The sequence below is a fragment of the Streptosporangium sp. NPDC020072 genome (assembly GCF_040631445.1).
Taxonomy (GTDB): domain Bacteria; phylum Actinomycetota; class Actinomycetes; order Streptosporangiales; family Streptosporangiaceae; genus Streptosporangium.
In genome coordinates, this window is record NZ_JBEYAB010000009.1 from 232,952 (window position 1) to 244,762 (window position 11,811).

Consider the following 11,811-nt stretch of genomic DNA (forward strand, 5'->3'; position numbering starts at 1 on the left):
GTACGGTATCAATCGCCACAAGATCGGTCCTTCAGCTTCGGTGCGGTCCCCGGTTGACTGGGCGGCGTTCCCTCAACCAACCCTTCCATGGAGCTCTCATGATCGTCGTCACCGCGCCCACCGGCCAGATCGGCCGACAGGTCCTCGGCCGCCTGCTGGCCGAAGGTGAGCACGTCCGCGTGATCGTCCGTGACGCCGCCCGCCTGCCCGCCGGGGCGCGCGAGCGCGTGGAGGTCGTCGAGGGCTCGCACCGCGACCTCGACGTGGTCACCAAGGCCTTCGCCGGAGCCGACGCCGTCTTCTGGCTGGTACCGCCCAACCCCCGGGCCGAGAGCGTCGAGGCCGCCTACCTCGACTTCAGCCGCCCGGCCTGCGAGGCGTTCACGGCCCAGGGGGTCGCGCGGGTGGTCGGCGTCTCCGCCCTGGGCCGGGGTACGGCGATGGCCGGCAAGGCCGGTCACGTGACCGCGACGCTCGCCCTGGACGACCTGATCGCGAGCACGGGCGTCGCCTACCGGGCCCTGGCGCTGCCCTCGTTCATGGACAACCTGTTGCGCCAGGCCGAAACGATCAGGGACCGGGGAGTGTTCACCGCGCCGGTCTCCGGGGACCTCAGGGCTCCGACCTGCTCGACCGGCGACATCGCCGCGGTCGCCGCGGAACTGCTGCGCGACGACACCTGGACCGGTGTCGAGGAGGTCCCGGTGCTCGGCCCGGAGGACCTCTCCCACGACGACATGGCGCGGATCATGTCCGAGGTGCTGGGCCGTCCGGTCCGCTTCCAGCGGGTCCCGGACGAGGACTTCAGGGCCAGGCTGGTCGGCTTCGGGATGACCGAGGCCGTGGCCCAGAGCATGCTCGACATGATGCGGGCCAAGGAGGCCGGTCTCGACAACGGAGTGTCCCGCGCCTCGGGGGGCGGTTCCCCCACCGGCTTCCGTCAGTGGTGCCAGGAGGTGCTCAGCCCCGCCGTCCTCGCCTGAGCACTACGGCCGGGAGGCGGTTCATGAGGAGGGCGCCGATCTCCAACCAGGGAGACCTACGGTGCGATCATGCGGCGCTTATGTGGAATCGTCCTGCTGGTCATCGGGGTCATGAGCGTTACGGGCTGCACGCCCCGCGTGGTCGGGATGGCCGGAATCAGTGTCGACCCCCAGGGGCATCCCCTCATCGTCCTGGCCTGGTGCGGTGACAACGCACCCGAGGGGGCGCGCGTCGCCCGCTTCGACCCCCATCGGATACTTCCTGCTCCCCGAGAACACGAACGCCGGGATCACCTTCCCTCCTGAGTGATGTCCACGCCCCACGGCCGGAGCTTGTCGGGGTTGCGGACCGCCCAGATGTGGGTGATCCGGTGGTCCGTGATCTCGAACGCGAAGACCGTCATGGTGACGCCGTCCTCCTGGGCGACCAGGCCCGGCTGGCCGTTGACCGTGCGTTCGAGGAGCGTCTGGCCGTGGAACCTGTCCCGGAGGCGGAGCAGGGAGCGCACGATCCGCTCGGCACCCTCGACCGGGTGAAGCGCGGCCCTGACCAGGCCGCCGCCGTCGCTGGTCACCGTGGCGCCGGGGTCGAGAAGACCGATGAGGGCGGTGACGTCCCCGGCCTCCAGGGCGTGCTTGAAGTCCTTGACGATCCGGGCCTGCCGGGAGGCCGGGGCCGCGGGGGTGTGCGCGTCGCGGATGCGACGGCGGGCCGACGAGGCGAGCTGGCGGCAGGCCGCCGGGGTACGGCCGACGATCTCGGCCACTTCGGCGAAGGCGTAGCGGAAGACGTCATGCAGGATGAACGCCACCCGTTCGGCCGGGGTCATCGACTCAAGCACGACGAGGAAGGCCATGTTGACCGACTCGTCCAGGGTGACCCGGTCCGCCGGATCGACGCTGGTCCACTCCGTGGGTTCGGGCAGCGGCTCGGGAACCCATTCGCCCACGTAGGTCTCCCGCCGGACCCGCGCCGAGGAGAGCACGTTGAGACAGATCCGGCTGGCGACCCTGGTCAGCCAGGCCCCCGGCGACACGATGGCGTCCTGTTCCGGCCGGGACATGGCGTACCAGCGGGCGTAGGTCTCCTGGACGACGTCCTCCGCGTCGGCCAGGGAACCCAGCATCCGGTACGCCAGATTGATCAGCTGACGCCGTTCACCCATGATCACGCTCAGGCCGGGATCAACCGGTTCCGACGGAATGGCCATGGTGCCTCCGCACCCCCTTCGTTCGTCTCCGCCCTCATCCGTCCGACAGGACAGCGTGGCGAACTGTGAGGTCCTCACACATCGGGCCTCCACGCTGTCGGACGGGGCAGGTCAGGAATCGAGAAGGGAAACCTCCCCATGTCCACACCTTCCCACCGGGTCGTCGTCATCGGAGGCGGCTACGCGGGCACGCTCGCGGCCAACCGTCTGCGTGCGCACCCCGGCATCGACATCACGCTGGTCAACCCCCGCCCGGAGTTCGTCGAGCGGATCCGGCTGCACCAGCTCGTGGCCGGTACCGGCGAGGCCACGGCGGGCTACGACACACTGCTCGGGGAGGGCGTCCGGCTGGTCGTCGACAGCGCCACCCGCATCGAAACGGCCACCCGCACGGTACGGCTGGCCTCGGGCGAGGCGCTGCACTACGACCACGTCGTCTACGCGGTCGGCAGCACCGGGGCGATCCCCGCCTCGGTGCCCGGCGCGGCCGAGTACGCCTTCGACGTCGCCGAACTGGAGTCCGCACGACGGCTGCGCGCCGGTCTGGAGGAGCTGGCCCCGGACGGCCCGGTCACCGTGGTCGGTGGCGGCCTGACCGGCGTCGAGACGGCCGCCGAACTCGCCGAACAGGGACGGAAGGTCACGCTGGTGTGCGGCAGGACGCTGGCGCCCTCACTGAGCGAGCCGGGCCGCAGGTCAACGGCAAGATGGCTGACGCGGCACGGCGTGGCGGTGATCGAGGGGGCCACGGTGCGCGAGGTACGGCGGGACGCGGTCGTCCTCGACGACGGCGGGGTGCGCGCGAGCGCGCTGACCATCTGGGCGGCCGGTTTCGGCGTGCCGGGTCTGGCCGCCGCGAGCGGGCTGCGCACCGACGCGCTCGGCCGGTTGCTCACCGACGAGACGCTGACCAGCCTCGACGACGAGCGTGTCGTCGCCGCCGGGGACGCCGCGGCCCCATCGGGACAGCCGCTGCGGATGAGCTGCCAGGCCGCCGGGCCGCTCGGGGCGCGGGCCGCCGACACGGTGCTGAGCCGCGTCGCGGGGGCCGCCCCGGCGTTGATCGACCTGGCCTTCGTCGGGTCGTGCGTCAGCCTCGGCCGCCACGCGGGTGTCCGGCAGTTCGCCCGCAAGGACGACACCGCGACGAACCTCTACTTCGACGGCCGGGTGGCGGCGATGTACAAGGAGTTCACCTGCAGGTTCGCGATGTCGAGGATCCGCCGCGAGGCCCGCAGGCCGGGTTCCGCGACCTGGTTCAAGGGCGGCCCACGAAGCGACGCCGCCCTCAGATGAGACCCGCGTCGTGGGCGAGAAGCGCGATCTGGGTGCGGTTGTCCAGACCGAGCTTGGTGAGGATGCTGGAGACGTGGCTCTTCACCGTCGTGACGCCCATGGCGAGTTCGGCGGCGATGTCGGCGTTCGACCGGCCCCGCGCGATCGCGAGGGCCACCTCGTGCTCGCGCGGGGTCAAGGTGGCCAACGTGGCACGGGCCCGTTCGTAGGAGTCGGCATGGGTGAGCGTGCGCTCCACCAGCCGCCGGGTGACGCCCGGCGACAGGATCGGATCACCCGCCGCGACCCGGGTGACCGCCTCGACGATCAGCGCGGGCGGGGTGTCCTTGAGTAGGAACCCGCCGGCGCCCGCGCGCAGCGCGTGCAGGATGTTCTCGTCGGTGTCGAAGGTCGTCAGCACGATCACCTCCGGCGGGCGCGTCCTGGCGCGTAACCGGCGGGTGGCGGTGATGCCGTCCACCCGGGGCATCCGCAGGTCCATCAGGACGACGTCGGGGGCGTGGGCGTCGGTCTCGGTGATCGCCTGCATGCCGTCGGCCGCCTCACCGACGACGGTTATGCCCGCGGCGCCGTCCAGCATCATGGACAATCCGGCGCGGACCAAGGCGTCGTCGTCGACCAGAAGCACACGAATCACGCCGGCCATGGTAACCACGCCCGGAGCAGGAACCGCCCGTCGCTCTCGTGGTGGTCGAGCCGCCCTCCCGCCAGCCGCACCCGCTCGGTGAGCCCGACCAGGCCGACGCCGCCACCGGGCGGGGCCGGGGGCGCGTCCGGGGAGGGCAGCGGGTTGGTGACGGTGATCGTCAGGCGGGTTCCCGGGGAACCGTCCAGCGACACCTCGACCGGCCGGCCGGGGGCGTGCTTGCGGGCGTTGGTCAGCCCCTCCTGGACGACGCGGTAGCCGGTCCTCCCGACGGCGGGCGGCACGTCACCGGCGGTCTCGTCGCTGAGGTACACGCTCTGGCCCGCCTGCCGCGCCTCGTCGACCAGCCTCGGCAGGTCGGCCAGCGTGGGCCAGGGCTCCCGCCTGTCCGAGAGCCCGCCCGGGAGGTCGTCCGAGGAGTCGTCCTCCTCACGCAGCAGGCCGATGACCTGGCGTAACTCCTCAAGCGCCTGGTGCACCCCGGAGCGGACCACCCCGGCGGCCCGGGAGAGCCGCTCGGGGGAGGAGTCGGGACGATACTCCAACGCCCCGGCGTGGGTGGCCACCAGCGAGAGGCGGTGGGCCAGCACGTCGTGCATCTCCCTGGCGAGCTTGCGGCGCTCGGCCGTCCGCGCCTCGGCGACCTTCCTGCCCTGTTCGGCCTCGGCGCGGTGGGCGCGTTCGCGCAACGAGGCGAGCAGGGCGCGGTGGGAGCGGGCCAGCGTCCCCCAGCCGAGGAGCGCGCCGTACGAGGAACAGATCAGCAGCAGCCACCAGCCCAGGGAGATGCCGGAACTGGGCCGCCACAGGCCCTGGACCAGATGGGCCGCGGCACCCGCGACCGCCACCCCGGCGGCGAGGGGAAAACGCCCGCGCTGGGCCACCTGCAGCGCGCCCATCGTCGCTGCGGGCGTCCCCGTGGGGGAGACCGCGGCCAGGAGCGTGGCGGCGAGCGCCCCGGGAACCGGCCACCACAGCTGGGCGAGCGCCGCGACCAGGCTCGCCACCGCGACCGCGACGTCCAGCCACATCAGGGCCCCGCCGCTCAACCCCCACAGCGTCGCGCCGGTGAGCGCTCCGATCCCGAGGACCACACCGGCGACCGCCGCCGACCACGGGGACAACATCTCGCTCATCGGCTCAGGCTAACCACGGGTACGGCGACGCCGTCACCTACCAAAGGAGGACCCCGGCCCTGCCGGGGGAGGGCCGGAGGCGGCCACGCGCCGGATGTGGCGGACCACCCGGCCGGGCCATCCTCCTCGGCATGAACATCTCCGGTGGAAGACACCTCAGCACCGTGCTCGTCGCCCCCGTCGCCGCCCTGGCCGTCTGGATCCTGGCGGTTCCCGTGAGCGGGACGAGGGTGACCGTACGGATGGGCGAGGAAACACAGACTCTGGGCCCGGTGCCGGTGGTCGTGGCCGGTCTGGTGGCCGGGCTCGCCGGCTGGGCGCTCCTGGCCCTCCTCCGGCGCCGGGTCTCCCGGCCGCGCCGTACCTGGACGATCATCGCGGTGACCGTGTGGCTGCTGTCGTTCCTCGGCCCGCTGGGCAGCTCCGCCGGCGGCGGGACCATGCTCGTGCTGCTCCTGATGCACCTGGTCGTCGGCGCCGTCATCGTCGTGGGCCTGGGCCGGGCTCCCGGGGAGGAACGGGGATGAACCGGTGGCCCGGTCGTGCTCTCACCGGTTCCTGCGGCGCCGGTGGTAGGCGTACGCGGTGACGCCGAGCAGGGGTCCCCACAGCAGCAACGGCAGGTAGCAGACGTAGAAGGTCGCGGCCTCCCAGCCGCCCGCCTCAGTGGGGAAGGTCGAGGGGATCGGCTCGCCGCGCAGGGTGACTCCGGCGAAGTGGGTGGCGAAGGTGGTCGTCCACACGGTCGTCAGGACCACGGCGCCGAGGGCCGCCGGGACGATGACGAACAGTCTCGGTATTCCCCGGCCACGCAGCCCCGGGACCCAGCGCGGGAACCGTTCACCCCAGGCGGCGACCAGTCCGACCGCCGTGAACGCCACCAGTTCCGACACGATCGACAGCAGGACGACGTACGCTCGTTCGCCGACGCCGACCCCGCCGTCGAACACGATGGGCAGCCGCCAGAGGCCGGACGGCAGCACCGTGAACGGCACGGCGTAGGCGGTGATCCGCGCCCAGCGGGGAACCCCGGCCACCGGGGTGTGGGCCGCTCTCCACATGGCACGCGTCGGGCCACCGGCCGGCGGCGCGTCGGTTCTCGTCATGCCGCTCACGCTACGAACGGCCAGGCCGGGCCACCTCCCCCAGGTGGGGGAGGTGGCCCGGAGACCGGTCGGCTAACGTCGGTCCCCGTGAGGCGCCCCATCGTCACGGCCCTGCGGGCCGGGATCTACCAACTGCTCGGCGCCGCGCTGCTCACCCCGGTCGCCGTGGTGCTCGGCCTGCTGATCCTGGCCGAACCGACACCGGGACGTCTGGTGGTGCTGTGGGCCGCGTGCCTGCCCGCCGCGGTGCTGCTCGCCATGACACCGCTGATGCGGCGCCTTGAGGTGACCGCCCTGTCGGAACTGCTCGACGTCACCGTGCCCAGGCGGGCCGACCGCGTCTACCTGGTCGTCCTGACCAGCCTGCACCTGTACGGCGGCGCCACGCTCAGCGCCGGCGCGCTGGCGCTGTCTCCCGCCCTGCTGCCGTCGTTCGGGTCACGGCGGGCGTCCGGTGACCTGCCCGAGGCGCTCGTGCTGGCCGTCGCCGTACTGGCCGTGATGGTCGCCGCGGGGTTCGGCCAGCGGTGGGCGGCGCGTCGTCTGCTGCGCGCCGAGCCGTCACAGGTGATCGACGAACTCGGCCGCCGCCAGACCCTCGCCCTGGAGTTGCACGACTCCGTCGGCCACGCTCTCAGCGTCGTCCTGGTGCAGGCCATGGCCGCCGAGGTGGCGCTGGGGCGGACCGAGCCCGCACTCGTCGCGCGGTCGCTCGGCCATCTGACGGACATCGCCCGACACGCCCAGCAGGACCTCGACGTGTTGCTGACCGTGCTCGACGACGGCACAACCGCCGAGGGTCCCACGCTGGAGGAACTCGGCACGCTCACCCGGGGTCTTGACGTGCGGACGAACGTCGCCGACCTCGGCAGGGTGCCCGCCCCGGTCTCGCGTACGGCCTACGCCATCCTCAGGGAGGCGCTCACCAACGCCCTGCGCCACGGCGACGGCCCGGTCACCGTTGACGTCACCGTCGGTGCCGACCTGGTCCTGACCGTGAGGAACACGACCACGGGCACCGCCGGTGAACAGGGACGCGGCCTGACCGGTATGCGCATGCGGGCCCGCCTCGCCGGTGGGACGTGCACCTGGGAGGAGGAAGGCGAGACGTGGCGCGTCCAGGCGAGGCTGCCGCTGTGATCCGGGTCGTCCTGGCCGACGACGAGAAGCTGATCCGTTCGGGATGGGCGACCATCCTCTCCCTCCACGACGACATCGAGGTGGTGGCCGAGGCCGCCGACGGCAGGGAGGCCGTCGAGGCGGGCGTCGGCGCGGACGTCGTGCTGATGGACGTCCGGATGCCCCGCATGGACGGCCTGGCCGCGACCCAGGAACTCGTTCACCGCTCCCCGGCGACCCGCGTCGTCGTGGTCACCACGTTCGAGAACGACCAGCTCGTCTGGGGTGCGCTGCGTGCCGGTGCCGCGGGCTACGTGCTCAAACGCGCCCCCGCCCACGAACTGGTCGAGGCCGTACGGCTGGTGCACTCGCGCGACGCCGTCCTCTTCCCCGACGCGCTGCGCCGCATCGCCTCCCCCCACGTCAGTACGGCCAGGCGCCGCGTTCCGGTCGAGTTGACCCCCCGTGAGCTGGACGTTCTGCGGCACATCTCGCTCGGGGAGAACAACATGGAGATCGCGGCGGCGTTGCGCGTGACGAGGGAGACGGTCAAGACGCACGTCGGCAACGTCCTGGACAAGCTCGGCGCCCGGGACCGCACCCAGGCGGCCGTTCTCGCCTACGAACTCGGCCTGATCTTCGCGGGTACCCTCGCCGACTCCCGTGGCGGCGCGCTACGCCGCCGTGAGTAGGCCAGCAGCGCGGCGCCCATCAGCGGTCCCCAGACGGGGCACGGGAACAACAGGACGAACAGGACACCGTCCAGTGCCGAGCCGCTCTGCACGGCCCCGGCCAGCACCCCCGGGGCCGAGACGCACAGGACGACGGTCGCGAAAAGGCCGGGACCGACGGCCAGCACCACCGGGACGGGCCGCCCACCGACCCGGGGCACCCACCGGGGGAAGACCTCGCCCCAGCGGCTGATCAGGCCCAGCGTCAGAACGACGGACAGGACCGAACCCATGCCGATCGTGAACCCCTGAAGCCGGGTGGCCGCGTCGATGTTCGCCGAGACGAGGAACTCGATGTGGCCGGTCCTCGGGTCGTAACCGCCCAACGGCCACGGCGTCACCCAGGACAACCGTGCCAGCGCGTACGGCACGCCGCAGCAGGCGGTCAGGATCGTGACGGTCTTCCCCCACCTCGGGTTCGCCGTCCCACGCTCATGGGTGAACGATCCGTACGCCAGCCACGCCCACCCGACCGTGATGGCCGCCATCACCCACGACCAGGCGATCCGCCCGCCGTACACGCCGAACCCGACGGCGAGGTTGGTCAGGTAGCGCGAGATCACGTCGGTCGTGGTCAGTCCCAGCACCAGCCCGGTCAGGAGCAAGACCGCCGTCACGTACGCGACGGGTCGCCGCCGTACGCACCCCACGACCACCAGCGCTCCCACGGCCAGGAAGACGACCGGGACCAGGAGGTAGCCGATGGACGACAGTACGGACGCGTCTGACATGACCAGGAGGAAGAAGACACTCTGCGCCGCGGCGCCCACACCGACAAGTTTCGGCCGGGACCGGATGCCCAGCGTCAGCAGCACCCCCAGCACACCGGAGGCCACCAGCAGGCCAACGCCCACGTCGCGTTCGATCCAGTGGTTGAAGCCAACCGTGACCCTGCTGGCCGCGCCGTACGGATAACCGCCGGGGACGAACCACCACAGGGCCGCTACCGCCAGCGTGACCAGGGAAACCACCGATGCCGACAACCGGCGCATTGCTCATCCTCCCGATCCGGAACCCACCGGCCCCGAGCCTGGTCGTCGGCGGACGGCGGAACCTCCCCCACGTGGGGGAGGGCGTATATCCGTTGCCGCGATCACCGGGGCGGGGGACACTGCGGCATGGATCCCGACGAGTTACGTCAGACCTTCAGAGAGCTGGGCGCCAGCGTCTACACGGCGTTGCGTGACGGCGGCCTCGAAGCCGGTCTTCTCGTCGAGCTGGCCTGCCTGGTCGAGGACTGGACCGTGTCCACCCCCGCGACCCGGGAACTCCTCGAACGTCGCACCGCCGAACTGACGGCCGCCGACGTGCTCCGGCTGGGCGGGGCCCTTCTCGACGAGGTCAACTTCGTGCCGACCTACGCGCTGGAACCGGCCCTGTTCGCGGAGTTGGAGGAGGACCTGAAGGTCGTGGAACGCGACCTCCGCGCCACGGGGGTCACCGGGACGCTCCGCATGGTCATCCCCGACTGGGACTCCATGGGCATGGCGTGGGTGGAGTTCGACGGCGCCTTCCAGGGCAACGGCATCCCGCCCGGAGCCGGGGGAGTCCTGAACGTGGCCGACGCCGCCCAGGAGGCGATCATGGAGGTGATCTGGAGGGCGTGGCCCGTCTGCCCGGTGCACGACCGGGGTCTGTACACCGAAGCGGAGAACGAGACCGCCGTATGGCGCTGCACGGCCGATGAAGGACACACGGTGGCCCCGATAGGCGAACTCCCTCCTCTGCCCCGGCGCCGAGGCCGCGTCAGATGAGCCCCCGGCCTTCGCAGGTTCCGCGCCGCTCCACGCCGCCTTCAGGGAGCCCAACCTCATCGTGATCGACCAGGTCACCCGCGCCCACATGGAAGCCGCGATCACGGCACTCGTCGACGGCCGCTTCGACCTGGTCCCCGAGGAGGGAAAGTGAGGGCCGCCGTGGTCTCAGCCGGGTGGAGTCACCGCCGGGGTGCGGGAACCTCAACCGAGTAGCCGCCAGGAAGATGGGCCTTCGTGAGCTCCTGGACAATGTCCGCGCCCTGGTTCTCGGCCGCACTCCAGTAAGCGTGAAAGCGTTTCCTGTCCACCGTGGTGATCACGATTTTCGTGGCAGGAAACCTGCTGATGTTGGCAGTTCGCCCGCTCACGGCCCGGTGTGGGTTCCGTGAAAGTCTTTGGTCCATCGCATCCGCCAGGGAGGATCCACCTCGCATTTCACGGTGCGGTGCGGCTCCTCCCCCCGTACGGCTGTCAGAGGAAGGTGGCGACATGATTCGCGTCGCACGAAAGATCTCCACGATCGGTGTGGTCGCGGCCACTGCGGTCACCCTGTGGGGAACGGCCGCCCAGGCCGCCCAGGCGAACAGCGGTTCGGCACCGACGGCGAATGTCAGTGAAGAGGGCCACTGGGAGCGTTACTGGTACAACAGCTGGGACCAGTGCAACGAGGACAAGCGGGGATACCAGTTGGTGAACTACTGGGTGGACGGGTGTTACGGCGGGATCGGCACCTACTACCTTGACGTTCATCTCCCCTATTGACTCCGAGCCTTTTCGGCTGGGCCTTTTTCGGCCTGAAGCCGCAGGGTGTGGACGCGGCGTGGTGAGTCGCGTCTGATCGTCAGTCGTCGATCAAGATCAATCTTTGCGCCGGCTGCTTTCGGCCGTTTTCATATCGTGCCGGGCTTTCGTCGTCACATCAGACGTCGTCCGGCCTGACCGGTCGCCACCGCCCGGCGACCGGTTCTCTCTGGCGCCGCATCGACCCCGGCCGCCAAGCCCTGCTCGTTCTCGTGCGTCTCCGTGAAGGAGAGACCCTTGCCGAGGGCACAGCCGGGTTCGGGGTCGGTGCGGTCGTCCGCGCCAGACTCGGCCGGATCCATCGGTCGTACGCGACCTCACCGGCCTCCGGCTTTCTCAGGCGCCTGGTTCAGGACCTGGTAGAGAACGTGTTCCTGCCATTCTCCGGCGATTTTGAGGTACTGCGGAGCGATTCCGTAGGGGACGAATCCGTTGCGCTTCAGGACGCGCTGGGATGCCGTGTTGTGGATGAGCGTCTCAGCCTGGAGGCGGTGCAGCCCCAGTTCTGTGAAGGCGATCTCCTTGGTCTCGGCCACGGCCCTGGTGGCGATTCCCCGGCCGTTGTGGGTCCTGCTGACCCAGTAACCGACGCTGCCCGACTGGAAGGCGCCCCGGGTGATGCCGCTGACGGTGAGCCTGCCGACGAGTGTTCCGGCGTCGTCGAGGATCGCGAGCGGGAGCATCGTGCCGTCGGAGTACGCCCTGAGCGCCGTTTCGAGGAGGTCGCGCTGTGTGGCGACGGTGAAGAAGTCGTCGTCGCGGGTGGGTTCCCACGGGGCCAGGAAGTCGCGGTTCTCTCTCAGTCGTTCCACCAGCGAGGGTGCGTCCTCCACTGAGACAAGCCGTGTGTTGCCCATGCGAGGCACCTGCCTTGGTCGTGGTCTTCCACGTGCGGACAGCATACTTTGTAGTGATTTTTCCGGCGCTGTGTCGACGGACGCCCCGGACCCGGCTCGCCGTCCCGCGTGCCCAGGGGGAGAGCCGGTCCAGGAGGTCGCCCCCGGGCAGGTCGGTTCCGCGGATGT

Annotated in this window: 13 protein-coding genes and 1 pseudogene; 8 read left to right on the plus strand and 6 right to left on the minus strand. The window is 70.9% G+C overall.

Annotated features, from left to right (window positions below; translation table 11 throughout):
• Positions 1-98 precede the first annotated feature (98 nt).
• Positions 99-983, plus strand: coding sequence for an NAD(P)H-binding protein (locus ABZ470_RS23100; RefSeq protein ID WP_362913706.1), 885 nt, complete (start codon positions 99-101; stop codon positions 981-983).
• Between the two features lie 290 nt (positions 984-1,273).
• Here the strand turns inward: ABZ470_RS23100 and sigJ are convergent, their stop codons facing one another.
• Positions 1,274-2,194: an RNA polymerase sigma factor SigJ gene (gene sigJ / locus ABZ470_RS23105; protein WP_362913708.1), complete on the minus strand. Its 921-nt coding sequence runs from the start codon at positions 2,192-2,194 to the stop codon at positions 1,274-1,276.
• Positions 2,195-2,332: 138 nt separating this feature from the next.
• Between sigJ and ABZ470_RS23110 the strand changes: the two genes are divergently transcribed.
• Positions 2,333-3,490 carry an FAD-dependent oxidoreductase gene (locus tag ABZ470_RS23110; protein ID WP_362913710.1) on the plus strand — a complete coding sequence of 386 codons (1,158 nt, stop codon included), beginning with the start codon at positions 2,333-2,335 and terminating at the stop codon, positions 3,488-3,490.
• Here ABZ470_RS23110 and ABZ470_RS23115 read toward each other — a convergent pair.
• Positions 3,483-4,136 carry a response regulator transcription factor gene (locus ABZ470_RS23115; protein ID WP_362913712.1) on the minus strand — a complete coding sequence of 218 codons (654 nt, stop codon included), beginning with the start codon at positions 4,134-4,136 and terminating at the stop codon, positions 3,483-3,485. The genes ABZ470_RS23110 and ABZ470_RS23115 overlap by 8 nt on opposite strands.
• Positions 4,124-5,272 carry a histidine kinase gene (locus ABZ470_RS23120; protein WP_362913714.1) on the minus strand — a complete coding sequence of 383 codons (1,149 nt, stop codon included), beginning with the start codon at positions 5,270-5,272 and terminating at the stop codon, positions 4,124-4,126. The genes ABZ470_RS23115 and ABZ470_RS23120 overlap by 13 nt, the downstream gene beginning before the upstream one ends.
• A gap of 131 nt (positions 5,273-5,403) precedes the next feature.
• On the opposite strand from ABZ470_RS23120, the gene ABZ470_RS23125 reads away from it, so the two are divergent.
• Entirely contained in the window at positions 5,404-5,799 is a 396-nt protein-coding gene (locus tag ABZ470_RS23125; protein WP_362913716.1) for a DUF6069 family protein, read from the plus strand.
• A 21-nt stretch (positions 5,800-5,820) separates the two neighbouring features.
• Here the strand turns inward: ABZ470_RS23125 and ABZ470_RS23130 are convergent, their stop codons facing one another.
• Entirely contained in the window at positions 5,821-6,378 is a 558-nt protein-coding gene (locus tag ABZ470_RS23130) for a hypothetical protein (protein ID WP_362913718.1), read from the minus strand.
• Between the two features lie 87 nt (positions 6,379-6,465).
• On the opposite strand from ABZ470_RS23130, the gene ABZ470_RS23135 reads away from it, so the two are divergent.
• Positions 6,466-7,518: a histidine kinase gene (locus tag ABZ470_RS23135; RefSeq protein ID WP_362913720.1), complete on the plus strand. Its 1,053-nt coding sequence runs from the start codon at positions 6,466-6,468 to the stop codon at positions 7,516-7,518.
• Complete coding sequence (locus ABZ470_RS23140) at positions 7,515-8,189, plus strand: response regulator transcription factor (RefSeq protein WP_362913722.1); 675 nt, start codon at positions 7,515-7,517, stop codon at positions 8,187-8,189. Before ABZ470_RS23135 ends, ABZ470_RS23140 begins: the two co-directional genes overlap by 4 nt.
• Here the strand turns inward: ABZ470_RS23140 and ABZ470_RS23145 are convergent.
• Positions 8,117-9,220 (minus strand): hypothetical protein, encoded by a 1,104-nt coding sequence (locus tag ABZ470_RS23145; protein WP_362913724.1) that lies wholly within the window; start codon positions 9,218-9,220, stop codon positions 8,117-8,119. The two genes, ABZ470_RS23140 and ABZ470_RS23145, sit on opposite strands and share 73 nt — an antisense overlap.
• A gap of 126 nt (positions 9,221-9,346) precedes the next feature.
• Between ABZ470_RS23145 and ABZ470_RS23150 the strand changes: the two genes are divergently transcribed.
• From ABZ470_RS23150 to ABZ470_RS23160, 3 genes and pseudogenes are all read left to right on the plus strand, one after another.
• Positions 9,347-9,982 carry a hypothetical protein gene (locus tag ABZ470_RS23150; protein ID WP_362913726.1) on the plus strand — a complete coding sequence of 212 codons (636 nt, stop codon included), beginning with the start codon at positions 9,347-9,349 and terminating at the stop codon, positions 9,980-9,982.
• A gap of 492 nt (positions 9,983-10,474) precedes the next feature.
• Positions 10,475-10,747 carry a hypothetical protein gene (locus tag ABZ470_RS23155; RefSeq protein WP_352015973.1) on the plus strand — a complete coding sequence of 91 codons (273 nt, stop codon included), beginning with the start codon at positions 10,475-10,477 and terminating at the stop codon, positions 10,745-10,747.
• A gap of 95 nt (positions 10,748-10,842) precedes the next feature.
• Positions 10,843-11,052 (plus strand): annotated as a pseudogene (locus tag ABZ470_RS23160) (hypothetical protein); the annotation flags it as partial.
• Positions 11,053-11,103: 51 nt separating this feature from the next.
• Here ABZ470_RS23160 and ABZ470_RS23165 read toward each other — a convergent pair.
• Positions 11,104-11,688 carry a GNAT family protein gene (locus ABZ470_RS23165; RefSeq protein WP_362913728.1) on the minus strand — a complete coding sequence of 195 codons (585 nt, stop codon included), beginning with the start codon at positions 11,686-11,688 and terminating at the stop codon, positions 11,104-11,106.
• Positions 11,689-11,811: the final 123 nt, after the last annotated feature.